A 23,440-nucleotide genomic window follows, 5' to 3' on the forward strand; every position below is an offset into this window, starting at 1 on the left:
ATCGGTGCCATGACCGAGACGCGACACGCAGCAGACAGCCACGACCTCATCCGGGTGTCCGGGGCGCGGGAGAACAACCTCAAAGACGTGTCGGTCGACATTCCGAAGCGGCGGCTGACGGTGTTCACGGGGGTCTCCGGTTCGGGCAAGAGCTCGCTCGTGTTCGGCACCATCGCCGCCGAGTCGCAGCGGCTCATCAACGAGACGTATCCGGCGTTCGTCCAGTCGTTCATGTCGTCGCTCGCGCGGCCCGACGTCGACGGGCTCACCGGGCTCAGCGCCGCGATCATCGTCGACCAGGAACGGATGGGGGCGAACTCACGCTCGACCGTCGGCACGGCGACCGACGCGAACGCGATGCTGCGCATCCTCTTCAGACGGCTGGCCGAGCCGCACGTGGGGCCGTCGTTCCACTACGGGTTCAACAGCGCCGAGGGCATGTGCCCGCGGTGCGAGGGGCTCGGTGAGGTGAACGACATCGACGTCGACGAGCTCGTCGACCGCTCCCTGTCGCTCGAAGACGGCGCCATCAAGGTTCCCGGGTACACGGCCGACGGCTGGTATGTGCGCATCTACTCCGAGTCCGGGTTCGTCGACGGGTCGAAACGGATCGCCGACTTCAACGCCCAGGAACTCGCCGACTTTCTCTATCGCCCGGCCGAGAAGGTGCGGATCGGCAACAACAACATGACCTACGAGGGCCTGGTGCCCAAGGTGCAGCGGTCGATGCTGTCGAAAGACCGTGACTCGGTGCAGCCGCACATCCGCGCCTTCATCGACCGGGCCGTCACCTTCACGACCTGCCCCGAGTGCCACGGATCGCGCCTGAAGGCGGAGGTGCTCGCTTCGAAGATCGACGGGCAGAGCATCGCGGACTGCACGGCGATGCAGATCAGCGACCTGGCGGAGTTCGCGCGGGGCATCACCGGGGCATCCGTCGCGCCGATCATCGAGACCCTCAGCCAGACCCTCGACTCGTTCGTCGAGATCGGGCTCGGCTACCTGAGCCTCGATCGAACGAGTGGATCCCTGTCGGGCGGTGAAGCCCAGCGCGTGAAGATGGTGCGGCACCTGGGGTCGAGCCTGACCGACGTGACGTACGTGTTCGACGAGCCGACGGTCGGGCTTCACCCGCACGACATCCAGCGGATGAACGGGCTGCTGCTGCGCCTTCGCGACAAGGGCAACACGGTGCTGGTCGTCGAGCACAAACCGGAGACGATCAGGATCGCCGATCACGTGATCGACCTGGGGCCCGGGGCCGGTACGAACGGCGGGGAGATCTGCTTCACGGGCACGGTTTTGGAGCTCGAGGCATCCGAGACCCTGACCGGGAAGCACCTCGGCGACCGCACCCGTCTGAAGACCTCCCCGCGCGTTTCGCGACAGGCGCTCGAGATCCGGGGTGCGACGCGGCACAACCTCCGGAACGTCGATGTGGATGTTCCGCTCGGCATCCTGACGGTGGTGACGGGGGTCGCAGGGTCGGGCAAGAGCTCGCTGATCCACGGGTCGATTCCGCGGGGTGTGGATGTGGTGTCGGTCGACCAGGCGCCGATCCGGGGGTCCAGGCGCAGCAATCCGGCGACCTACACGGGTCTGCTCGACCCGATCCGCACGGCGTTCGCCAAGGTGAACGGGGTGAAGCCGGCGCTGTTCAGCGCGAACTCCACCGGGGCCTGCCCGAACTGCAACGGCGCGGGGGTGATCTACACCGACCTGGCGATGATGGCCGGGGTGGCGACGGTGTGCGAGGAGTGCGGGGGAGCGCGGTTCCAGGCGCAGGTGCTCGAGTACAGGCTGGGTGGGTCGAACATCGCGGAGGTGCTTGCGATGCCGGTGGCTGCGGCTGCCGACTTTTTCGGGGGTACGGGTATAGGTGCGGTGCACGCAGGGAAGGCCGGGGCGAGCGCTGCGGCAAAGGCGGCGCACGCGATCCTCGAACGGCTGAATGACGTCGGGCTCGGCTACCTGAGCCTCGGGCAGCCGCTCACGACCCTCTCGGGCGGAGAACGGCAGCGGCTGAAGCTGGCGATCCACATGGCGGAGAAGGGCGGTGTCTACGTTCTCGACGAGCCGACGTCCGGGCTGCACCTCGCCGATGTGGAGCAGCTTCTCGGGCTGCTCGACCGGCTCGTCGAATCGGGAAAGTCGGTGATCGTGATCGAACACCACCAGGCCGTGATGGCGCACGCCGACTGGATCATCGACATCGGCCCGGGTGCGGGGCACGATGGGGGCCTCGTGGTGTTCGAGGGCACCCCCGCCGAACTGGTCGCGGCGAAGTCGACCCTCACGGGCATCCACCTCGCCGAGTACGTGGGCGCCGTCTGACCCTCGCGTCTGACCCTCGCGTCGGCCCCGAAGCCGCTTTCGGCCCGAACATCGCTTCAGGCGCCAGTCCCGCGCATCCGCGCCAGCTCGAAGGGGAGCAGCTCTGCCGAACTGGCGCGCGTCACAGGGGACGGCTGCGAAGGAGGTGGGCGGCGACGGCTGCGACGCGTCGAGGGGAGGGCGTCGGAGGCGACGCTGAATCCCCACTAGGCTCAGGACGATCGCATCTGGGGGGAAACGATGAGCGGTATGACGAACACGCCCGCGGGCTGGTATTCCGACAATCAAGTCGAAGGGGGCCAGCGCTACTGGGATGGATCGGCATGGACGACGGAGCGTCGTGCAACACCGCCCACCTTCGGAACGCCGCCGCCTCCGCCCCCACCGACCACGGGCACGAGTCGGACTGCAAGAGGATCCGCTCTCCGCCGGCGCATACCATTGCCGACCTGGATCGTCGGCGGACTCGTCGTGCTGGCGCTGGTGCTGTTCGCGCTGGCCGGCGGTCTCGGTGGGCTGCTCATCATGCTGGCCTTCGTGGCGCTGCTCACCGGGCTCTACGTCGTCATCACGAAGCGGCGGAGTTGGGCTATGCTCCCCGCATCGCGCCCTCTTGCCGCGGGGGTCGTCGTTGCCTCACTGGTTCTGTTCGGCGTGGGGGCGGGGGTCAGCGGGCCCGGGCGACCGGCATCCCCGGCCTCCGCAGCTGTCGAGACAGCAGAGCCGACGGCCGTTCCGAGCGCGAGCGCATCGCCCACCGCTCAGCCGACGCCCGCCGTGACCACGCCTGCATCAGAGGTCGACCTCGATCCCGAGACCGTTTCGGCTCCTCCTGAGGGTTCGAGCGTGGTCGCACTCGACACGAGCGCCACCACCGGAACCGCCCTCGCGGTGCTGGCGACGCTCGAGGTGAAGGGTCGGGCTCCGAAGACCGGATACCAGCGCACCGCCCAGTTCGGCGAAGCCTGGCTCGATGTTGACCGGAACGGCTGCGACACGCGCAACGACATCCTCGCGCGCGATCTGACCGGGGTGACGATGTCAGGGCCGTGCAAGGTGCTTTCGGGCGTGTTGGATGACCGGTACACGGGGACCACACTCCAGTTCCTCCGGGGCAACACGACGTCGACTCTCGTGCAGATCGATCACGTGGTCGCGCTGTCGGACGCCTGGCAGAAGGGTGCGCAGCAGCTCAGCCAGGCCCAGCGCATCAGCCTGGCGAACGATCCGCTCAATCTGTGGGCGACCGACGGCGCAACGAATCAGCAGAAGGGCGACGGCGATGCGGCGACCTGGCTGCCGCCCTCGAAGAGCTTCCGCTGCGAGTATGCGGCCAGGCAGATCTCGGTGAAGGCGACGTACGGTCTGTGGGTGACCCAGGCCGAGCACGATGCGCTGGCCGGCATCCTCGCGGCATGCCCCGAGCAGGCGGCGACGTCGTCTGCCTTCACCAAGGCCGCGCCGGCGGTGGCCGCTGACGCGAAACCCGCGCCCACTCCGGCTGAGGCGCCCGTTCCAGCGCAGGTCGAACCCGCGGCGTCTGCGCCCGCGCCCGCCGCGCCTGCACCCGAACCCGTGGCGCCGGCACCGGCCGATGTGACGTACAAGAACTGTGATGCAGTGCGGGCCGCCGGAGCCGCGCCCATCTATCGGGGCGACCCCGGCTACAGCTCGAAACTCGACAGGGATGGCGACGGTATCGGCTGCGAGAACTGAGGAGCGTCAGTTCGTGCGCTTGACGAAATCCGCGAGCTGCTCTGTCACGGTGCCCCAGCCGTCGTAGAAGCCAAACTCTTCGTGCATCGTGCGCGCCTCGCTCGTCGAGTGCAGTGCGCGCGCGATGTAGAGGGTGCCTTCCGGATGATCGATGAAGGTGAACTCGGCGGTGATGAACGGCTGCGTGGCGGGCCGGAAACCGCCCACGAGGCACGTGGTGAAGACGATTCGCTCGCCCTCGTCGAAGGCCAGGAAGCACCCGTTCAGATGCGGAACGAAGGTGCCGTCATCCACTCCGCCGTCGGTGCCGGGGACACTCATCTCCGTGACGAAGGCCCCTCCCGGGCGCGGTTCCCACTCGGCCACCCGGCAACGGGCCGGAGCGGGTATCCACCACTGCTCGAAGCGCCGCGGATCTGCCCAGGACGCCCACACCGCGCTCCGCGGGGCCGGAAGTACGCGCGAGACGACGAGGTCGAGTTCCGGATCGATTGCGCTGGTCATGTTCCCATCATGGTGTTCCTCACTCAGCCGACCAAGACCGGTACGGCAGGCCGTGGTGGAATGTCGGGCAACCCGGCCTCGAAGACATCGGTGAGGATGCGGATTCCCTTCGCCTCGACGATCTCGCCCGGAAATAACGACTCGAACAATTCTTCTGCCTGCTCGATCGACGTGAAGCCGAGATAAGCCAGAAGGTTGGCGATGTCGTCACTGTCCCGGCCCCGGCGCGAAGCCCTCAGTTTCATCGCGAGCAGGCACTCGGCCGACGCAACCCAGACGCGGGTGACGCCGTCGTCTGAGAGCAGGTGCCACCCTGCGTCTCGCGCGATCGGGATGAAGACATTCGCGCTGGTGTTCAGCCAGTCGGCTGCCCAGCCTCGATCCTTCGCGATCCCCGCAGCGTGATCGAGGCAGTGAGCTTCGGGGCTGATCTGCGCGTCGAGCCGGTTCGCGTTCTGTGCGGCCATCAGACACTCGCCAGAACGGAGCGGTCGACCGCGACGTTTCTCGCCGCAAACTCCCGCGGGACGTCGTGTTGGTCGATCGAGCGCGTGTATCGGTCGCCGGAGAGCACAGTTCGGTGTGCAAGCGTTCGATCCGCCTGAGTTGTCCAATCGGGAACGGGCAGATGCCCACGGTTCAGCCAGTACTCCGAGACGGCAGCAAGTGCGGCATCCCAGAGGAGCGAGCCTGTCGAGGGGGGCTCGTTGGCGGCGAGAACGACCCGCACGACTCCCGTCTCGGCCGCGAGATTGTCGCTGAACTGGAGGAAACTCCGAAAAGCGGACTTCTCGTCACCGATGGCCAGTTCGTCGTGGATCGCCGCCCCGGCTTCGAGCGAACCCGACCGGTTCGTGGGCACCACTCCCAGCCGATTGCCGGTCGCACGCAGCAACGTGTCGAGCTTGGCTGCGCTCGGGTCACGCTTGCTGTTCTCGATGTGTGAGAGCGCCGGAGTCGAGGTCTGCGCGCGCAGAGCCACGACCTGCTGCGTCAACCCGCTGGACTCGCGACTCGCCTTCAGGAACAGCGCTGCAGCACCCATGAGCCATCTCCAATGTTTACGGATATGATAATACCCGGGCGTTGGCTCACGCGGGGGCTGAGGTGTGGTCATGCATCTAGTGTATGACAATTACTCATTTAAAGACGCACGGCAAGGCGGCGTCAGGTGCATGCGGTAGCTTCGAGTGCATCCCCATTCGACCGACAACGCTGGCCCGCCGGGCACGGAAAAGGACGCCATGGCCCAGATACTGATCGACGTCGAGTTCTCGCCCGTTGTCTCGTTCGCGAGTGCGCACAACGGGCAGTCGATCATCCAGAACCTCTCCGTGCGGGCGGAACACGGGCAGACGTTCGCCGGCGTCACGGTCGAGCTGGGCCTGGTTGGCGTCAACGGGCCGCTCTCGCACGCCTGGGTGCAGAGCGTGCACGAGCTGGGCGAGCAGGGGATGACCTGGGCGCCCGTGAAGCTCGGTCTCGACGCGGCGTCCCTGTACGCGCTCGACGACCAGCAGTCGGGGGCGTTCGAGGTGCGGGTGCTGCAGGGCGACACGGTTCTCGGCACGTCGCGGCGTGACGTGCGGGTGCTCGCAGCAGACTCGTGGGTGCTCACCACGCCGATCGACGAGGGCGCGCTCACGCTTGCCGCGTTCGCGCTGCCGAACCATCCGGCGCTCCGGCCGGTGCTCGACGATGCGGTGGCGAGGCTCGTGGCCGGGGGCCACGACGGCGCGCTGTCGGGCTACCAGGATGCGGCGCACGTCACGCCGATGGTCGAGGCGATCTACGAGGCCGTGCGGGCGGTCGGCATCACCTACGTCGACCCGCCGGCCGCCTGGGATCTGCAGCACAACACCGCTTCGGCGGGCCAGCGGGTGCGAACGCCCGGCGCCGTTCTGGGAGAGCGCGCGGGCACGTGCCTCGACACCACGATGCTCTTCGCGAGCCTGCTCGAGAATGTGGGGCTGCGTCCGGTGGTGGTGCTGTTGCCGGGCCACGCGCTGGTGGGGTACTGGGCAAGCGACGAGCGGCAGGCTCTGCCCGGGGCGGTCTTTCCTGTTGAAGGCGCGATGAACCTGGTCGACAGCGGCGCGCTCGTGCTGTTCGAGACGACCACGGTGACGAGCGGCCAGGCGAATGGTGCGTTCCCGGCCGCGCGTCTAAAGGGGCGCGAGCGGGTGGTGACGTCGGGTGTGCTGGGCGCCACCACCGCAGCATCCGACGCCTCCCGCTTCGTCGACATCGCCCTCGCGCGGGTTCTGGATGGCGTGCTGCCGATCCCGGCGCGCGTGGTGCACCCCGACGGCTCCGTCGAGATCGTCGAGTACACGCCGCAGGAGTTCTCGATCGGGCTGCTGCAGGCGGCCATTGCGGCTCAGCGAGACCAGGGCGTGCAGAGCGAGCAGGGCGAACACGGCGGACGGTCGGCCGGCCGCGACACCCGCGCCGAAGACCCGCCGCCCCGCGTGCGGCAGTGGAAGAACTCACTGCTCGACCTGAGCCTCCGCAACCCCCTCATCAACCACCGCAACTCGAGCGCGTCGTCGTCGTCGGTCAACCTGATGGTGCCGGCGAAGACGCTGGGCACCATCGAGGATCTGCTGCAGACGGGTAGCGAGCTGAGGCTCGCCGCGAATGCGACGGATCTTCCGCTGAACGTCAGACGGGAGCCGGATGCCGGGCTGAACCCCTCGCTCGAGACCCAGCTGACGGCGGAGCGCCGGGTACTGGTCGATGTCGAGCCCGACCTGTTCCTCGCCCGGATGCGGCGCATCACCAGCGCGGCCCGGGCGGTGCGAGACGAGACCGGCACGAACAGCCTGTACCTCGGCATGGGTTCGCTCGTCTGGACGCCGGCCGGCAAGGCCGAGGTGCGTTCGCCGCTCATCCTCGTTCCGGTGACGCTGAAGGCCTCGAACCGCAACAGCGCCTTCTCGCTCGTGATCGACGAGACGAACGTGGTGACGCCGAACTTCTCGCTGGCCGAGAAGCTCAGCCAGGATGCCGGTTTCGTGCTGCCGAAGCTGATCGAACCCGACCTCGACGATTCGGGCGTCGACATCGACGGACTGCTCGCGTACGTGCGTGCCCAGATCGGTGCGGCCGGGCTCGAGGGCTTCCGGGTCGACGAGTCGTGCACGCTCGGTTTCTTCGACTTCAGCACCTACCGGCTGTGGCGCGACCTCGGCGACAACTGGCAGACGTTTGTGGAGAAACCGCTGGTCAGGCACCTGGTGTACACGCCGCAGCTGCAGTTCGACGACCCGGCGGTGGACGAGGTGGGGGCGACACCCATCCTCCTCGATGACCTCGCCGCCGATCTGCCTGTCGCCTCCGACGGCTCACAGGTCGTCGCCGTGCAGAAGGCGATGTCGGGCCAGACCTTCGTGTTGCAGGGCCCGCCCGGCACCGGCAAGTCGCAGACGATCACCAACCTGCTCGCCCGGGCGCTCCAGTCGGGCAAGCGGGTGCTGTTCATCGCCGAGAAGCCGCCTGCGCTGAACGTGGTGAAGGAGCGTCTCGACAAGGTCGGTCTCGGCGCGTTCTGCCTCAACCTGCACGACAAGGGGATGCGTCCGGCTGCCGTTCGCCAGCAACTGAGCCTGGTGATGGACACGATCGTCACCGCCGACCGCCCGGCCTACGAGACGGCGCGAGCCGAACTGGCCCGGGCGCTGCCGACTCTCCAGCGCTACCCGGAGCACCTGCACACCCGCGGCGCGTTCGGTGAATCCGCCTACTCAGCGCGCGACCGGATGCTCGCGCTTCCGCCCGGCGAGACGCTGCCGGTTCCCGCCGCCTTCCTGGCCGCCGCTGAAGCTTCGGGGGGCGCCTCGGTGAGTGCCGCGATCCTCGGGGCGCTCCGCGAGGCCAGCGAGTTCGGGCGCGCCGCGGGAACGGCCGGCGGCAACCCGTGGTCATTCGCGACGGTGGCGCCGTCGGCGCTCACGGGTCCGGTGACCGACCGGTTGGCCTCCACGGTCGACACTCTGGCGCGGGAGGATGCCGCGCTGCGGTCCTCCGCAGCGGGAGCCTCGTACCTCGCCTCTGTCGCCGGGTTCGGTGAGCTCGCTCTGGCCGGTGCGCTGGCAGAGCCCGGGATGCCCGCGCTCGAGGTCATCGACGCGGCATCCACCCCGTCGCAGGTGTCGAACCGGCGGGCGCTCGCCGAGTCGCTGGCGGCGCTGGCCACGGCGTACCCGCCCTCGATCGGGCCACGAGCGCTGGCGGCGGATGTCGCGGGGCTCCGCGTTGCGGCAGACACCGCACGCTCGAGCTTCTTCATCGGTCGGAAGAAGCGGATCGAGGCTGCGGTCTCGGCCGTCTCCGAGTACCTTGACGACGGTTCTACGATCACGGGCGAGCACCTGCCCGCGACGATCGACCTGCTCGGGCGGGTGCAGCAGGAGTGCGTACAGCTCACGGTCTTCGCGAAGGAGATCGTGGGTGTCAGTCTTCCCGCGGGCGGCGCGGGCTGGAATCCGCTGAGCGCCCCGGCGCGGGCGGCCGTCGTCTCCCAGCTGCAGTGGATGGACTACTGGGTGTCGGTGCTCTCGGAGCAGCCGTCGTCGCCCGCGCGCGGGCGCACGCGTGCGCTCGTTGCGGCGGACGCCGGGGCGGCGGCGCACCTGGCGACGCTCGGTGTGGCGGCCCGGGAGCTCAGCGAGGTGCTCGGCGTGAACGAGGAGAGCGAGGCGCTCTGGGTCGCTGGCGACGCGCTCGCGTCTGATTCCGGGGCGGGCCAGGCGACTGCCGGATTCGCCGCTCGGTGGGCGACCGGCGTCTCCGCGATGCAGCGGGACTCCGTCGAGCGGGGATTCACGCAGCTTCGACGGTGGGCGAACCTCGTCTCTGCCCTGGCGCCTCTTCGCCAGCACTCCCTCGTCGGGGCGCAGAGCGCCGTTCTCTCGGGTGCGGTCGCCTTCGGCGATGCCGAGCAGGCGTTCGAGCGCGGATTCCTGGCTGCGGTGCTCAGGCGCCAGCTCGACGACGAAGAGCTCGACATTTTCGACGGGTCGGCCTACGACCAGCAGGTGCATGCGTTCGACACGGCCACGCACCGGGTTCGGGATGCCCTTCCCGCCCTGCTCGGCGCCCAGCTGACCGAGCGGCGGGGCTTCGACACGGGCACGCAGATCGGTGCGATCGGTGAGTTGCGACGCGAACTGGGGCGGAGCCGCGGAGGCAAGCCGATCCGCCGCCTGCTGAAGGACCACTGGGACGTCGTCTCCCGTCTCACCCCCTGCGTTCTGGCGAGCCCGGATTCTGTGGTTCGCTTCCTCGACCCGGGCCTCTCGGATTTCGACCTCGTGGTGTTCGACGAGGCCTCCCAGATCCGCGTTCCCCATGCCATCGGGGCGCTCGGCCGGGCCCGGGCGGCGGTCATCGTGGGCGACTCGAAGCAGATGCCGCCCACGTCGGTGGCGGAGACATCCAGCAGCCAGGGCGACACCGAGGGCGACGACGTCGACGGGGTGGTGATCGACGAGGAGAGCATCCTCTCGGAGACTGTGCAGGCGCGCGTTCCCGATGTGATGCTGTCGTGGCATTACCGGAGCGAAGACGAATCCCTGATCGCGTTCTCGAACCAGCAGTACTACGACGGTCGGCTGAGCTCGTTCCCGTCGGCATCCGAGACGCTCGTCGACAAGGGGCTGTCGTTCGTCAAGGTCGAGGGCGAATTCCTTCGGCGCGGGCGCGGGCGGTCATCCGGGGCCGGGGGAGCCGAGCCGGCAGGACTCCGCACCAACCCTGCAGAGGCGGCGGCCATCGTCGACGAGATCGTGCGCCGTGTGCGCGACCCCGAGCTGTCGAAGGCCAGCATCGGCGTCGTCACCTTCAACAAGGAGCAGCAGAAGCTCATCACCGAGCTGCTGGACGCGGTCGACGACGATGAGGTGCGCGCCGCCCTCGACGGCGGCGGAGACGAACCGATCTTCGTGCGGAACCTCGAGAGCGTGCAGGGGAGTGAACGGGACGTCATCCTGTTCTCCATCGCGTTCGCGAAGAACGATCGCGGCGTGATGCCGCTGAACTTCGGTCCGCTGAACCAGGCGGGCGGCCAGCGCCGCCTGAACGTCGCGGTCACGCGGGCGCGCCGCCAGGTGATCGTGTTCTGTTCGTTCGAACCGGGCGAGCTGAATGTTGAGGGGTCTGGCTCGGTCGGCCTCCGTCATCTGAAGAGCTACCTCGAACTCGCCCGGTACGGCACGAACTCCTCCGGGGCCGTCTCGAGCCAGACGGTGCGTGCGGTCGATCGGCACCGGGATGAGATCCTCGCGGCGCTCCGTGCCCGGGGCCTGGCCTGCGTACCCGATGTGGGGCTCTCAGAGTTCAGGGTGGACATCGCCGTGCTCGACCCCGACGTTCCCGGGCGGCGTGTGCTCGGCATCCTGCTCGACGGGCCGGCCTGGCGTTCGCGCCTGACGGCCGGCGACCGGGATGCCCTGCCCACCGAGCTGCTGACGACACGCATGGGCTGGCCGGCCATCGAGCGGGTCTGGTTGCCGACCTGGCTGCGCGACCGCGACGCCGAGGTCGAACGCCTGGTGCGGGCGGCCCAGGATGCTGCGGGGCGGGGTGCTGCGGTGGGGGAACCCTTCTCGGCGAACGTGACGGCCGTCGCCGCGGCCGCCGCAGTGCCCGCTGGTGCCGGCGCCGCTCCCTTCGCCGCCGGGCCCACCGCGGGTGCACCTGGCCCGGGCGCTTCCGCCGGGGTGGCACCGACCGCAGCCGGCGCCTGGGCCGACGTTCCCGTCTGGCGTGCCTGGACACCGGGCCGTCGCGGGGAACCCGCCGACCTGGATCGGCTCGATGAGCCCGCCATGCGGTCCCAGTTGGCGGAGACGGTCGCGGAGCTGATTCAGACCGAGGGCCCGGTGTCGCCGGAGCGGCTCCTCCGCCAGCTCGCCCTCGCCTACAACCTCCCGCGAATGCTCGCCCGCCGGGCCGAGAAACTGCTCGCGCTCGACCTCGCCGGAATCGTCAGGGGCGAAGAGGGATTTCGGTACCTGGCGACCCAGGCTCCGGGCATCCATTCGCACTGGCAGACGTCAGAAGCCGGCGCTGGGCGTCCCGTGGACGACATCTCGCTCGTCGAGCTCGGCAACGCGATGCAGTCCGTCGCCCGACTCGGCTTCGGGGTCACCCAGGACGACCTCGTTCGCGAGGCCGCCCAGGCCTTCGGTTTCGCCCGCCTGACGGCAGGCATCCGTGGCCGAATGGAGCGCGCACTCGCCGTGGCGGTCGCCCGCGGCCTGCTCACCGAGCGCGCCGATCGGCTCTATGCAGCTGACTGAAGGGAAGGGGTGGGGGCGTGCGTCCACGCTGCGATTCCCTGCCACGTCAGCCCGGACAGGAAATCGCTTGGCTCATCGAAAATCCCGATCGACGCATTTCGAAGAAGGCCGCGAGTTGTCAAAGAATCAGCGACGCTCTTCACCGTGCAGTGAATCACAAAAGTTTTCGAGGTGAACCTCGGCGGGGTCGTACCGGCAGGAAGGTGCACATTCCGAGGGCCTCACCGCATGCTGCCTTAGCAAATGCCTGGTGTGGCGCCGTTCGAGAAGATGTCTTCATGCCCCGTGCTCGAGCTTCCGCAGGGCGGTCAAGCGAGCAGCCAGAACCATATCACAGAATGACGCTCGATCACCAATCCGTGCCTCGGCAGGCCACCGCCACTACCGTGGAACCATGGCAAGCGAAGCGGTGATGCTCGATGTTCCCGGTGTCGGCGACGGCGAGACGCGACAGGTGCGTCTCTCGAGTCCGGGCCGTGTGCTCTGGCCGGTGCCCGGCATCACGAAACTCGATCTTGCGAACTACATGATCGAGGTCGGCGTCGCGTTCGTGCGGGCGAACGGCGACCGCCCGGTGTCTCTCCAACGTTTCCCCGAGGGCATCGACGGCGAGCAGTTCTTCTCGAAGAACCCGCCGAAGGGGGCGCCGGCGTTCGTGCGCTCGGTCATGGTGGTGTATCCGAGTGCGCGCACGCATCCGCAGCTCGTCATCGACGAACCGGCCGCCGCCGTCTGGGCGGTGCAGATGAACACGGTGGTGTTCCATCCGTGGGCATCGCGAGCCGAGACCAGCGACTTTCCCGACCAGTTGCGAATCGACCTCGACCCGCAGCCGGGAACCGACTTCGACGACGCGATACCGGCAGCGATCGAGCTGCGGAAGGTGCTCGAAGAGGCCGGCCTCGAGGCGTTCGTGAAGACCTCCGGCAACCGTGGCCTGCATGTCTTCGCGCCCATCGAGCCGACGCATGAGTTCCTCGAGGTGCGGCACGCCGTCATCGCGGCCGCCCGCGAACTCGAGCGGCGGATGCCCCAGCAGGTCACCACCGCCTGGTGGAAGGAGGAGCGCGGCACCCGCATCTTCGTCGACTTCAACCAGGCGAACCGCGACCGCACCATGGCCGGCGCCTACAGCCCGCGCGCTCTGGCACACGCGCCCGTGTCGACACCGCTGCAGTGGAGCGAACTCGAGTCGGCCGACCCGAAGGCGTTCACGATCGGCACGGTGCCCGAACGGCTCCGGATGACCGGCGACCCGTGGGAGCGGATGCACGAGCATCCGGCGACCATCGACACCCTGCTCTCGTGGTGGGAGCGGGATGTCGCTTCCGGGCTCGGCGAACTGCCGTTTCCGCCCGACTACCCGAAGATGCCGGGGGAGCCGCCGCGCGTGCAGCCGAGTCGCGCGAAGAAGACCGAGTAACGCTTCTGAGCGGGATTTCGTGCACTCTGTGGGCATTTGTTCAGGAAGTCGACGTATTTTGGCTGCTTCGCCCGGCTGACAACCCCAGGTTGCGGGCGTTCGGTGAGATGACCCCCCTGCTTCTCGCCTACGAATCCGACTGACATCCTGTCCGCGTGAGGCCGCTTACCCCGGCCGGTGCGGAACCCGTCGTGCCCGAGTGGTCGACACTCCATGGATGCCCGTGTGCCCCCCTCGCGTGGCGACACCGGTCGGCCGACCATTGGAAGTCATGCAGCCCGAATCATCCGCTTCACCTGTGTCCGAATCCGCAACACCCGAGTCAGCAACACCCGGAAGCGAAACATCCGGGTCATCCGGTCCCCAACTCCCCACCCGCCGCTCGCTCCGGAAGCCCGGCAAACGGTTCCGGAGCCGCAAGGTGATCCTCTCCGGCGCGATCGTAGCCACCGGTCTCCTGGTCGGCTCGGGTTTCGTCGTGCAGTCCACCGTCTCGGCCAACCAGGCCGCCGCGGAGGCCGCGGCATCCACCGCCCGCACCCAGGCCGATGTCGTGGCGCGGGTCGAGCAGTCGAAGATCGACGCCGACGCCCAGAACGCGCTGTCGAAGGCGAACACCGTCGTCGATCAGGCGCAGGCGAAGGTCGACGCGACGCCTCTCATCGCCTCGATCGCGACGCTCAACAACTACTCCGCGCTCGACACCCAGACGGTGACCGCCCTCACGACGCAGACGGTCTCGCAGGCCGACGCGATCGCCGCAGCCACCGCGGAGGCCGACCGGGTCGCGGCCGAGGCCGCCGCCGCAGCCGCCGCGAAGGCTGAGGCGGATGCCGCCGCCGCTGCCGCAGCAGCAGCCCAGGCGCTCGCCGACGGCAACACCGTCTCGGGCGCGAAGGCCACCGCCGCAAGCCTCGCCTCCAGCGAATACGGCTGGGGCGACAGCCAGTTCTCCTGCCTCTCGTCGCTCTGGTCGAAGGAATCCGGATGGTCGTACGAGGCCTACAACGCGTCCAGTGGGGCCACGGGCATCCCGCAGGCGCTGCCTGGAAGCAAGATGGCCACGATCGCCGACGACTGGAAGACCAACGCCACCACGCAGATCAAGTGGGGCCTGGCCTACATCAAGGGTTCCTACGGAACGCCCTGCTCGGCCTGGTCGCACTCGCAGTCGGTGAACTGGTACTGACCCGCCCGGGGGCATCCGGGGCTCAGGGCTGTACGGGCGCCAGGTTGCTCATCTCGCTGCCGGGGGAGGCCGCCACCCGCACGGGCGGTTCGTAGCTCCGGAACGAAGCCACCAGCTCGTCGATCGAGTCGGAGAACCGCAGCATCCCGGTGTAGCGCGGGTGCGTGAAACCGCGGTCGCGCATCGACTCCACCAGCACGACCAGCGGGTCGTAGTAGCCGGCCACGTTCAGAAAACCGCAGGGCTTCTCGTGGATGCCGAGCTGTGCCCAGGTCCACTGCTCGGTGATCTCCTCGAGCGTTCCCGGGCCGCCGGGCAGCGCGAGGAATGCGTCGGAGAGCTCGGCCATCATCAGTTTGCGCTCATGCATCGAGTCGACGATGAAGAGTTCGCTGACGGTGTCGTGGATGATCTCCCGCTCGTGCAGCGCCCGCGGAATCACTCCCGTGACCTGCCCGCCCGCCTCGAGCGCGGCGTCGGCGACTGCGCCCATGAGCCCCACATGACCGCCGCCGTACACCACGCCGATTCCCTGCTCGGCGAGGGTCCGGCCGACAGTTCGTGCGGCTTCGAGATACACGGGGTCGTTGCCGGTGCTGGATCCGCAGAAGACGGCGATCGTGAACGGGCGTGCGGGTTCTGTCATGTGAGCCTTTCGGTGAGCATCCTGAACCTAGCCCACCTGCATTGCGGGGAGATTACCGGAGGGCAGAAGCGCGCATCGGGGTGAGCCGGCCGGGCTCAGACCAGCACCTCGGAGAGGTCGTAGGCGATCGGGCGCTCGAGCTGCTCATAGGTGCAGGAACGCGCCTCGCGGTCGGGCCGCCAGCGGTCGAACTGCACGGTGTGGCGAAAACGCTGGCCCTCCATCTGGTCGTAGCGCACCTCGACGACGAGTTCGGGGCGGAGGCGCACGAACGAGACATCCTTCGACCCGGAGAAGCGGCTGCGTTCGGTCTCGCCGCGCACCATCTCGCCGTCGGCGTCCCGCTCGACGTAGGGTTCCAGCTCGCCGATGAGTTCGAGGCGGCGGGCGTCGCTGAACGCAGAGGCGCCGCCGACGTTCTGCAGCTCGCCGCCGGAGGTGTAGAGGCCGAGCAGCAGGGATCCGACGCCCCGGCCGCTGGCGTGCATCCGGTATCCGAGCACCACGACGTCGGCCTCGCGGTGGTGTTTGGTCTTCAGCATGATGCGCTTGCCGGGCGCGTAGGCGGCGGCGAGCGGTTTCGCGACGACGCCGTCGAGCCCGGCGCCTTCGAATTCGACCAGCCAGCGCCCGGCGAGGTCCTCGTCGGTGGTGACCTGGCTGAGATGCAGCGGATGCCCGAGGCCCGCCATCAGCGTCTCGAGGGCTCCGCGGCGCTCGCCGAAGGGCCGGGCCGCATAGTCGACGTTGTCCTCGTCGGAGTCGTCGCCCAAGCCGACGCTCAGCAGGTCGAAGGCCACGAACATCGCCGGTGTCTCGGCGGACAGTTTCGCGACGCGGCTGGCCGCCGGATGGATGCGCTGGCTGAGTGCCTCCCAGTCGAGGCGTTCATGGCCGGGCTCGCCGGAACGCACGACGATCTCGCCGTCGAGCACGCACGGCCCGGGCAGCAGGGTCCGGAACGCCTCGACCAGCTCCGGAAAGTACCGCGTGAGCATCTTCGAGCCGCGGCTGCCGATCTCGACGTCGGTTCCGTCGAAGTAGATGATGGCGCGGAAGCCGTCCCACTTCGGCTCGTAGCTGAGGCCACCCTCGACGCGATCGGCGCCCGGCACGGTCGGCGTGGCCTTGGCGAGCATGGGGGTGAGGGGGTTCTCCGGGCTGAAACGCATGCTCCGATCATGCAGCACGCGTCGCCCCGGCGACAGTGGCATGTCCGGGTCAGAAGTCGTGGTCGCGAGCCCACATGGCGGCGCTGGTGCGGTCGGCGACGCGGAGGTGCCTGAAGATGCTGCCGACATGCGCCTTCACTGTGCGCTCGGCGATGCCGAGCTGCTGCCCGATCTGCTTGTTCGAGAGCCCGCTGGTGATGAGCTGCAGCACCTCGGACTCGCGTGCGCTCAAGGGGGAGGTGCGCGCCAGACCCGCAGCATCCGGCGGCGCGACCAGCGCTCCCGGCAGGAGTGCGGCCGCCACACGCGGGTCGAGCGGGGAGTGCCCGAGGGCGGCAGAGCGGATCGCCGCCAGCAGCACCTCCGCCTCGGCATCCTTCAGCAGGTATCCGATCGCTCCGGCGCCGAGCGCTTCGTGAACGCGTACCCGGTCGTGGAGCGACGTCAGCACGACGATGCGCGCCTCGGGTTGCTGCTCGAGGATCTGCCGTGTCGCCTCGACGCCGTCGAGGATGGGCATGGAGAGATCCATCAGGATCACCTGCGGCCGGAGCTCTGCGGCGAGCCGCACGGCGTCGAGACCATTCCCGGCCTCGCCCACGACCACGAGGTCGGCTGTGGACGAGAGGAGAGTGCCGAGTCCGCCCCGCACGAGGGGATGGTCGTCGACGACCAGCACGGTGGTGCGGGGGCCGGGCGTGGCATCCACGCCGCTCACGACCGCGCCTGTGGCTCCGCCGGCCCCGACTGCATCCGAAGCCGCCAGCGCGTGCCGGCGCGCGGCGCCGTCGACAGGGCCAGCTCGGCGCCCGCCTCCGACACGACGTCAGCCATCACGCGCAGCCCGAAGTGCCCGTCGGCAGGGGCGCGGAGGGCGGCGGCCGCGTCGAAACCCGTGCCGTCGTCGGCGATCTCGAGCCGATCCGGCCCGAGCCGGATGACGACCTGCGAAGCGCCCGAGTGCTTCGCGGCGTTGAGCAGGCACTCCTGGGCGACCCTGAAGACGAGGCGGGACTGCGGAGCATCCAGAGCCGTACGGGGGTCGACCTCCACGAGCACCTCGACCCCCCGCGACCGGAGGCCCGCCGCCAGGTCGGTGAGCGCCGCTTCGATGCCCGCCGTCTCGAGGCTCGGTGGGTAGATGTCGACGAGAAGGGAGCGGAGGCCGCCGATGCTTCCGCGAACCGTGGCCGCGGCCCCCGTCAGATCGGAGGCGAGCCGGGTGTCACCGAGCCCGGCCGCTCGCCCGGCCGAACCGGACAGCGCGAAGGAGATGCCGGCCAGATCCTGCACCACGCCGTCGTGGAGGGTGCGGGCGATGCGGCGCCGTTCGGCTGAGGACGCGTCGAGGGAACGCTGCAGGAGTTCTGCGCGCTGGCGCTGCTCGAGGTGCAGCAGCCTCAGCAGCCGCCAGAGCACAGGGGCGAGGAGAAGTACGAGCAGCAGCACGCTGCCGACGGTGATCCACGAGAAACCATAGAAGAGCTGGCTGGTGCGAACGTCGACCTCGTCGTAGCGGAAGTACGCCTCGAAGAGGAACTGCTGGCCAGAATCAGATCTGACCGACCGATAGGTCTCCAGGAGCTTGCCGCCACTGGTCTCGTAGACGTTCTCCGGGGCATCCAGGTTGCTCACGTCGGCGCGCACCTCGGGACGCTCGAAGGCCTCGCGCTCGTCGTCGTCGAACGCGAAGCTGCGGCCGATCAGGCGGGTTTCGTCGGAATACACGATCTCACCCGACGGAGCCCAGATCTTCACCCGGGCGATCGAGGCGCTGAGCACGTGGTTCTGCACGACCTCGTCGATGCGCGCGATTGCTGCAGGATCGGCCGTCAGGAGGCCGTCGGTGAGATCGGGTTCGATCAGGGCATCCGCTATGAGGTCGGCACGTTTGGCCGCACCGTTCACCGCTTCGGATTCAGCCAGTGCCCGCGCCGCGACGAGTCCCAGAACGACCACCAGCGCGATGACGGCGACAGCGGCGGCGGCGACCCAGGCGAGCAGAGGCCGGCGCGCGACGGGGGCCGGATCCCGTCGGCCCGCGGGATCCGTCACGACGATCCAGCCGTCGGCGGTGGGCGGGGCAGTTGGCATCGGGTGACGTCACCCCCTTCTTCGACTCGCGTTCATGCAGGCGACAGGCGCCGGGCGATCCACTCGGTGCCGCACGGCTCGTACAATCTAACTGGCGCGGTTTGGTATCCACGATCGCACAGATTGCGGCGGCGGCGCCCTCGCACAGATCCACAACACGAACGCGGCACGCGGTGCGGCACAGAGGGGCACAACAGTCATGGCAGCAAGCACGGGAATGAAGTGTCCCGTCTGTGGCAAGTCCGTCGGTGTCGGCCTGGTCTCGGGCACGCTGATCCAGCACGAGACCAAGAACGGTGAGCGGTGCGCGGGAACGGGCCAGGCTCCCGTTGTGGCGGCCCCCCGGGCATCCGGAGGCTCCGGATCGGGTTCCGCGGCTGCCTCCCGCGCCCGTTCCTCCGCGGGTTCGGCGTCGGCCGAGCGGTACAAGCCGTCGACCGGCACCAGTGTGACCGGCGCGGGTTCGGGTGCCGGGGCTTCGGCGGCGACAGCGCGGCAGGCAGCTCCGGCGCGGCGGGGCGTCACCGTGCGGAAGGTCGAAGTCAACCAGGAGTGGCTGAAGGCCCGTGAGGAGAAGCAGGAGCGCCTGCGCCTCGAGCGCGAGGACCGCGCGCGCGCTCGCAACGAGATCTACTCGACCGGGATCGGCGAGGAGGGTGCGGATGCGCCTGGCGACGGCACCACCGAAGAATTCACCGGGGAGTCCTCCTCGAAGTCGTAGAGTCGGAGCATGAGACTCGGTATCCACTTCGCGAACTTCACCCTTCCAGGCGGCCCGGAAGCGCTCGCCCCCACGCTTGCGGCAACGGCCGAAGCGGCGGAGGCGGGCGGCGTGTCGCTGTTCACCCTGATGGACCACTGGTTCCAGATGGAGAGCCTCGCGACGTCCTTCGATCCGATGCTCGAGGGCTACACCTCGCTCGGCTTCCTCGCTGGCAGGACGAAGACGATGCGCCTCGGCCTGCTCGTCACGGGTGTCACCTACCGTCATCCCGGGCTGCTGGCGAAGATCGTCACCACCCTCGACGTGCTGAGCGAGGGTCGCGCGATGCTCGGCATCGGTGCCGCCTGGTACGAGCGCGAGCACCTCGGGCTCGGCGTGCCCTACCCCGACATCAGTGAGCGGTTCGAACGCCTCGAGGAGACCCTTCAGATCTGCCAGCAGATGTGGAGCGACAACGACGGGCCCTACGACGGCGCGCACTACCAGCTCGCCGAGACGATCTGCGTGCCGCAGCCGCTCCAGAAGCCCGGCCCGCCCATCATGATCGGTGGCAGCGGTGAGAAGAAGACCCTGCGACTCGTCGCCCAGTACGGCAACGCCTGCAACATCTTCGACATCGGCGTCGAGGGCGTCAAGCACAAGCTCGACGTGCTGCGCGGGCACTGCGACCGGCTCGGAACCGACTACGACGCGATCGAGAAGACGCTCATCACGGGGGCCGATGCTCTGGATGCTCCCGACACCTTCCTGGCCTCGATGGAGCAGTACGCGGCCATCGGCATCGACCTCGTGACGACGGCCCCGAGCTCGCCCGAGCCGGCTGCATGGGTCGCCCGCACGACCGAGGCGGTTGTGCCGCGCCTGTCCGCGATCTGATCCTCACAACCCGACGAAGGAGTTCCCATGCAGGCGATCAGTCCGTTCCTCTGGTTCGACAACCAGGCTGTAGAGGCGGCGGAGTTCTACGTCTCCATCTTCGACAACTCGGCGATCACGAGCATCTCGCGCTACCCCGAGGGGTCTCCCTATCCCGCCGGCACCGCGATGAGTGTCAGCTTCGTGCTCGACGGCCTCGAATTCCAGGCTCTGAACGCGGGCCCGATGTTCCACTTCACCGAGGCGATCTCGTTCTTCGTGCCCGCTGAGACGCAGGAGCGCATCGACTACCTCTGGCAGGCGCTCCTCGCCGGCGGCGGCACGGAGTCGCAGTGCGGCTGGCTGAAAGACCGGTTCGGTCTGTCCTGGCAGATTGTGCCTCCGGCCCTCGGGCAGTTGATGGGCGACCCCGACCCCGAGAAGTCCGGCCGCACGATGCAGGCGATGCTGAAGATGCAGAAGATCGTCATCGCCGATCTCCAGCGCGCACACGACGGGGAGTGAGCGGAGCCGACACCGTCGGCGATCATCCACTTCCCACCGGGCATCCGGGCAATCGGGCAGGTTTCCGGCTCCTCGCGCGTTGATCAGAGAGTACGAAACACCTTGAAGGGAACACTATGAAGGTCTGGTTCATCACAGGAACGTCGCGCGGCTTCGGCCACGAATGGGCTGAGGCTGCCCTCGAGCGCGGTGACAAGGTCGCGGCGACCGCACGCAACACCGACTCGCTGAACGATCTCGTCGAGAAGTACGGCGACAACATCCTGCCGATCTCGCTGGATGTCACCGACCGTGCGGCAGGTTTCGCCGCCGTCGCCCAGGCGCACGAGAAGTTCGGCCGGCTCGACGTTGTCATCAACAACGCAGGCTATGGCCACTTCGGATTCGTCGAGGAGATCACCGAAGACGAGGCACGTGCACAGCTCGAGACCAATGTCTTCGGCGCGCTCTGGATCACGCAGGCGGCGCTGCCGTTCCTGCGCGCGCAGAAGAGCGGCCACATCATCCAGGTCTCATCCATCGGCGGTATCTCCGCCTTCCCGCTGGTCGGCATTTACCACGCCTCGAAGTGGGCCCTCGAGGGCTTCAGCCAGTCGCTCGCGCAGGAGGTCGCCGGTTTCGGCATCAAGGTCACGCTCGTCGAGCCCGGCGGATTCTCCACCGACTGGGCCGGATCGTCGTCGTCGACGTCGGAGCCGCTCGCGGACTACAGCGAGCTGCACGAGCGGGTAGCGGAAGCCCGTAAATCGCGGAACGCCACCCCCGGTGACCCCGCGGCCTCCGCCGCGGCGATCCTCAAGGTCGTCGATGCTGACGAGCCGCCCCTCCGCGTCTTCTTCGGCAGCGCCCCGCTCGGCATCGCAAAGGCCGACTACGCCTCGCGGATCGAGACGTGGGAGAAGTGGAACGACGTCTCCGTGCTGGCGCAGGGCGGTTCGGCCTCCTAGCCTGCCAACATCACTGGTCGCCCGCCTGCGCCTTCACCTTCAGTGGGGCGGGTGGCCAGCGGATGCTCGGCTAGCCTGTGGACATGGCGACTCCCGATTTCGTGCTGGCCCTCCGCGAGGCCATCGGCCACGCACCGATCTGGCTGATCGGCACAACCGCTGTGCTGACGCGCGAGACGGAGTCGGGCCCGGAACTCCTTCTCGTGAAACGGAGTGACACCGGCGCGTGGACGCCCGTGACCGGCATCATCGACCCGCGCGAGGAGCCCGCCGACGCCGCGGCCCGCGAGATGCTCGAAGAGGCCGGTATCGTCGCTGTCGCTGAAAGGCTCGCCTGGGTGCACACCATTCCGCGCGTCACCTATGCGAACGGCGACCAGGCCGACTACCTCGACTTCACCTTCCGCATGAGGTACGTCTCGGGCGAGCCCCATCCGGCCGACGGCGAGAACACGGATGCCCGCTGGTTCCGGCTCGATGCGCTGCCGTCGATCGCCCCGAACATCCGTGAGCGCATCGAACATGCCCTCGCCGACCAGATCGCGACGGAGTTCGTCGTCTCGGCGGCCGCTTCCGGCGTCTGAAGCCCGGCTCCTGACAGACGAGCGAGGCGGCCGAGCGTCCGCAGGCCGACGGTTCAGCATCCGTTCACCGAACCCTCACTTTCTCGCCGCCGTTCCCGCCATGGCGGAGCCCGGCGAGTGCCTACCATCGGAGGCATGAGGAAGGATCACCGCCCATGCCCGAACGCCCCCTCCCGATTCCCGATCCGGTCCTTCGCGTTCTGTGGCGCCTGGTCGAGGTCTTCGTCTTCATCGTGCTCATCGTGAAGGAGCATCGGATTCCCGCGTGGAACGGACCCGCCGTCACCCGGGGTCAGGCCGCTCCGAACCAGGTCGTCAGCGCGTCGAGCAACCCGGCACTGCTGCCCCAGCCCACCCAGGCGACATAGCCGTCGGGGTGCACCAGCACCGCGGTGGGTGCGTCGACGCTGGCAACCAGTATGGGCGGTCAGCGGGGTTCGGAGTCGAGGATCCGCTTCGCGATGGCGCCGCCCGCGCTGCCGCCCAGGTGCCCCGCTTCCAGCACCCCGCGGATCTCGCGCTTCAGCGCATCCACCTCCTCAGCGCGGAGAATCCCAGCGTCGACGGCGGCCAGGGCCGCACTCAGCCCCTCGCCGTGCTCGACGGCGCCCCGCGTGCCCCCGACCGCCTCGACCAGGATCTCGAAGCTCCCCAACTCCGGACGCTTCTGGATGATCGCCAGCGCCATCACGCGCTTGCCCTCGTCCCTGTCGCCGAAGAGCTTCGCCACATCCGCCCGCCGCAGCGTGGGTCTCTTCGCGAGCCGATGACCGCGGTCGACGAAGGCCTGCAGGGCGGTTGCAGGCTTCTCCGCTGAGGGCATCCCCGATGTGACGCTCGACGTTGTGGCAGCATCCGGAGTTCGAGACAAGGATGTCAGCCGTAGCGCCTCGTCCCGCAGTCGCCGGGCAAGCACGCCGTCACCGGCACTCTCGGCGGCATCTGCCGCAAGCAGGCGACGCCTGACCTCACCGAGCGCCTGCTCTGCCGATGACGGCCTGTCGGCCGGAACGTTCCGCCGCCGATCCGTCTTCCGTATGCCCACCCTGCTCAGGCTACTCGGACTCGCCCTGCCGAGAAGGGGAGCGCCTCTACGATCAGCCGAACGGCTGGCAGCGGTTCTTCGACCGAGGCGGGTGGTGGCAACCTTTTCCTTTTCGCCGATCCGCAGAGCGTCTTCCTCGGCCTGGCGGCTGGATGTGGATCGTGGTCGCGCTGCTGCATGCCGCGATCGACCCCACGACCATCCTGGCGACCGGGGGTGTCGACACGACCACCGCGTCGGCCGGACCGGCGGGGCTGATCAGCATCGCCGGGATCTTCAACTACCTCTCCATCGCGTCGCCATCCTGGCGATCATCCTCGTGAAGGGTCGCGTGAACGGAGCCCGCGGCCCGCGCGGTCGGAAGGCGCCGGCCGCGGC

General features: G+C 68.6%; 20 protein-coding genes. 11 read left to right on the top strand and 9 right to left on the bottom strand.

Features of this window, described 5'->3' with window-relative positions:
- Window positions 1-9: 9 nt before the first annotated feature.
- On the top strand, window positions 10-2,334 hold the full coding sequence (locus B7R21_RS07370; protein ID WP_116282598.1) for an ATP-binding cassette domain-containing protein: 2,325 nt from the start codon (window positions 10-12) through the stop codon (window positions 2,332-2,334).
- 249 nt (window positions 2,335-2,583) lie between these two features.
- On the top strand, window positions 2,584-4,050 hold the full coding sequence (locus B7R21_RS07375; protein WP_116282599.1) for a GmrSD restriction endonuclease domain-containing protein: 1,467 nt from the start codon (window positions 2,584-2,586) through the stop codon (window positions 4,048-4,050).
- A 6-nt stretch (window positions 4,051-4,056) separates the two neighbouring features.
- On the opposite strand, the gene B7R21_RS07380 is transcribed toward B7R21_RS07375, so the two are convergent.
- Genes B7R21_RS07380 through B7R21_RS07390 form a run of 3 tightly spaced genes read right to left on the bottom strand, consistent with a single transcriptional unit; the run spans window position 4,057 to window position 5,599 of the window.
- A complete protein-coding gene (locus B7R21_RS07380) occupies window positions 4,057-4,554 on the bottom strand; it encodes an SRPBCC domain-containing protein (RefSeq protein WP_116282600.1) in 498 nt (165 codons plus the stop codon).
- Window positions 4,555-4,577: 23 nt separating this feature from the next.
- On the bottom strand, window positions 4,578-5,021 hold the full coding sequence (locus tag B7R21_RS07385; RefSeq protein WP_116282601.1) for a hypothetical protein: 444 nt from the start codon (window positions 5,019-5,021) through the stop codon (window positions 4,578-4,580).
- Window positions 5,021-5,599, bottom strand: coding sequence for a helix-turn-helix domain-containing protein (locus tag B7R21_RS07390; RefSeq protein ID WP_172592085.1), 579 nt, complete (start codon window positions 5,597-5,599; stop codon window positions 5,021-5,023). The genes B7R21_RS07385 and B7R21_RS07390 overlap by 1 nt, the downstream gene beginning before the upstream one ends.
- Window positions 5,600-5,798: 199 nt before the next feature.
- Between B7R21_RS07390 and B7R21_RS07395 the strand changes: the two genes are divergently transcribed.
- From B7R21_RS07395 to B7R21_RS20605, 3 genes are all read left to right on the top strand, one after another.
- On the top strand, window positions 5,799-11,858 hold the full coding sequence (locus B7R21_RS07395) for a DUF3320 domain-containing protein (protein ID WP_116282603.1): 6,060 nt from the start codon (window positions 5,799-5,801) through the stop codon (window positions 11,856-11,858).
- 394 nt (window positions 11,859-12,252) lie between these two features.
- Entirely contained in the window at window positions 12,253-13,281 is a 1,029-nt protein-coding gene (gene ligD / locus B7R21_RS07400) for a non-homologous end-joining DNA ligase (RefSeq protein ID WP_172592086.1), read from the top strand.
- A gap of 298 nt (window positions 13,282-13,579) precedes the next feature.
- Window positions 13,580-14,470 (top strand): hypothetical protein, encoded by an 891-nt coding sequence (locus B7R21_RS20605; protein WP_172592087.1) that lies wholly within the window; start codon window positions 13,580-13,582, stop codon window positions 14,468-14,470.
- Window positions 14,471-14,492: 22 nt separating this feature from the next.
- On the opposite strand, the gene B7R21_RS07410 is transcribed toward B7R21_RS20605, so the two are convergent.
- From B7R21_RS07410 to B7R21_RS07425, 4 genes are all read right to left on the bottom strand, one after another.
- Window positions 14,493-15,116, bottom strand: coding sequence for a TIGR00730 family Rossman fold protein (locus tag B7R21_RS07410; protein ID WP_116282605.1), 624 nt, complete (start codon window positions 15,114-15,116; stop codon window positions 14,493-14,495).
- Window positions 15,117-15,211: 95 nt separating this feature from the next.
- Window positions 15,212-16,288, bottom strand: coding sequence for an ATP-dependent DNA ligase (locus B7R21_RS07415; protein WP_116282606.1), 1,077 nt, complete (start codon window positions 16,286-16,288; stop codon window positions 15,212-15,214).
- A gap of 49 nt (window positions 16,289-16,337) precedes the next feature.
- Entirely contained in the window at window positions 16,338-17,006 is a 669-nt protein-coding gene (locus B7R21_RS07420; protein ID WP_253259691.1) for a response regulator, read from the bottom strand.
- Window positions 17,003-18,382, bottom strand: coding sequence for a sensor histidine kinase (locus B7R21_RS07425; RefSeq protein WP_116282607.1), 1,380 nt, complete (start codon window positions 18,380-18,382; stop codon window positions 17,003-17,005). Before B7R21_RS07425 ends, B7R21_RS07420 begins: the two co-directional genes overlap by 4 nt.
- Window positions 18,383-18,581: 199 nt before the next feature.
- Here B7R21_RS07425 and B7R21_RS07430 point away from each other — a divergent pair, with 199 nt between their 5' ends.
- From B7R21_RS07430 to B7R21_RS07450, 5 genes are all read left to right on the top strand, one after another.
- Complete coding sequence (locus tag B7R21_RS07430; RefSeq protein WP_147305840.1) at window positions 18,582-19,103, top strand: hypothetical protein; 522 nt, start codon at window positions 18,582-18,584, stop codon at window positions 19,101-19,103.
- Between the two features lie 9 nt (window positions 19,104-19,112).
- Entirely contained in the window at window positions 19,113-19,982 is an 870-nt protein-coding gene (locus B7R21_RS07435) for an LLM class F420-dependent oxidoreductase (RefSeq protein ID WP_116282609.1), read from the top strand.
- Between the two features lie 27 nt (window positions 19,983-20,009).
- Window positions 20,010-20,486 (top strand): VOC family protein, encoded by a 477-nt coding sequence (locus B7R21_RS07440; RefSeq protein ID WP_116282610.1) that lies wholly within the window; start codon window positions 20,010-20,012, stop codon window positions 20,484-20,486.
- Window positions 20,487-20,602: 116 nt separating this feature from the next.
- Entirely contained in the window at window positions 20,603-21,433 is an 831-nt protein-coding gene (locus tag B7R21_RS07445; protein WP_116282611.1) for an SDR family oxidoreductase, read from the top strand.
- A gap of 83 nt (window positions 21,434-21,516) precedes the next feature.
- Window positions 21,517-22,017, top strand: a complete 501-nt coding sequence (locus B7R21_RS07450) for an NUDIX hydrolase (RefSeq protein WP_116282653.1) — start codon at window positions 21,517-21,519, stop codon at window positions 22,015-22,017.
- A gap of 292 nt (window positions 22,018-22,309) precedes the next feature.
- On the opposite strand, the gene B7R21_RS20930 is transcribed toward B7R21_RS07450, so the two are convergent.
- Together B7R21_RS20930 and B7R21_RS19705 are read right to left on the bottom strand one after the other, a co-directional pair.
- Window positions 22,310-22,405 carry a hypothetical protein gene (locus tag B7R21_RS20930; protein WP_367379391.1) on the bottom strand — a complete coding sequence of 32 codons (96 nt, stop codon included), beginning with the start codon at window positions 22,403-22,405 and terminating at the stop codon, window positions 22,310-22,312.
- Between the two features lie 39 nt (window positions 22,406-22,444).
- A complete protein-coding gene (locus B7R21_RS19705) occupies window positions 22,445-23,062 on the bottom strand; it encodes a hypothetical protein (protein ID WP_147305842.1) in 618 nt (205 codons plus the stop codon).
- A 152-nt stretch (window positions 23,063-23,214) separates the two neighbouring features.
- Between B7R21_RS19705 and B7R21_RS20040 the strand changes: the two genes are divergently transcribed.
- The gene (locus B7R21_RS20040; RefSeq protein WP_172592088.1) at window positions 23,215-23,385 is read left to right on the top strand and encodes a hypothetical protein; all 171 of its coding nucleotides are present in this window, start codon (window positions 23,215-23,217) and stop codon (window positions 23,383-23,385) included.
- Window positions 23,386-23,440 lie beyond the last annotated feature (55 nt).

Origin of the sequence: Subtercola boreus, from assembly GCF_003399625.1 — a bacterium.
Lineage (GTDB): Bacteria > Actinomycetota > Actinomycetes > Actinomycetales > Microbacteriaceae > Subtercola > Subtercola boreus_C.

What these genes read in the sequence shown, in the direction of transcription:
- B7R21_RS07370 (WP_116282598.1), top strand. Translation starts at nt 10, where the DNA reads ATGACCGAGACGCGACACGCAGCAGACAGCCACGACCTCATCCGGGTG.
- B7R21_RS07395 (WP_116282603.1), top strand. Translation starts at nt 5,799, where the DNA reads ATGGCCCAGATACTGATCGACGTCGAGTTCTCGCCCGTTGTCTCGTTC.
- B7R21_RS07450 (WP_116282653.1), top strand. Translation starts at nt 21,517, where the DNA reads ATGGCGACTCCCGATTTCGTGCTGGCCCTCCGCGAGGCCATCGGCCAC.
- B7R21_RS07410 (WP_116282605.1), bottom strand. Translation starts at nt 15,116, where the DNA reads ATGACAGAACCCGCACGCCCGTTCACGATCGCCGTCTTCTGCGGATCC.
- B7R21_RS07435 (WP_116282609.1), top strand. Translation starts at nt 19,113, where the DNA reads ATGAGACTCGGTATCCACTTCGCGAACTTCACCCTTCCAGGCGGCCCG.
- B7R21_RS07415 (WP_116282606.1), bottom strand. Translation starts at nt 16,288, where the DNA reads ATGCGTTTCAGCCCGGAGAACCCCCTCACCCCCATGCTCGCCAAGGCC.
- B7R21_RS07375 (WP_116282599.1), top strand. Translation starts at nt 2,584, where the DNA reads ATGACGAACACGCCCGCGGGCTGGTATTCCGACAATCAAGTCGAAGGG.
- B7R21_RS07425 (WP_116282607.1), bottom strand. Translation starts at nt 18,382, where the DNA reads ATGCCAACTGCCCCGCCCACCGCCGACGGCTGGATCGTCGTGACGGAT.
- B7R21_RS07440 (WP_116282610.1), top strand. Translation starts at nt 20,010, where the DNA reads ATGCAGGCGATCAGTCCGTTCCTCTGGTTCGACAACCAGGCTGTAGAG.
- ligD (WP_172592086.1), top strand. Translation starts at nt 12,253, where the DNA reads ATGGCAAGCGAAGCGGTGATGCTCGATGTTCCCGGTGTCGGCGACGGC.
- B7R21_RS20040 (WP_172592088.1), top strand. Translation starts at nt 23,215, where the DNA reads ATGTGGATCGTGGTCGCGCTGCTGCATGCCGCGATCGACCCCACGACC.
- B7R21_RS07445 (WP_116282611.1), top strand. Translation starts at nt 20,603, where the DNA reads ATGAAGGTCTGGTTCATCACAGGAACGTCGCGCGGCTTCGGCCACGAA.
- B7R21_RS07385 (WP_116282601.1), bottom strand. Translation starts at nt 5,021, where the DNA reads ATGGCCGCACAGAACGCGAACCGGCTCGACGCGCAGATCAGCCCCGAA.
- B7R21_RS07390 (WP_172592085.1), bottom strand. Translation starts at nt 5,599, where the DNA reads ATGGGTGCTGCAGCGCTGTTCCTGAAGGCGAGTCGCGAGTCCAGCGGG.
- B7R21_RS07380 (WP_116282600.1), bottom strand. Translation starts at nt 4,554, where the DNA reads ATGACCAGCGCAATCGATCCGGAACTCGACCTCGTCGTCTCGCGCGTA.
- B7R21_RS07430 (WP_147305840.1), top strand. Translation starts at nt 18,582, where the DNA reads ATGGCAGCAAGCACGGGAATGAAGTGTCCCGTCTGTGGCAAGTCCGTC.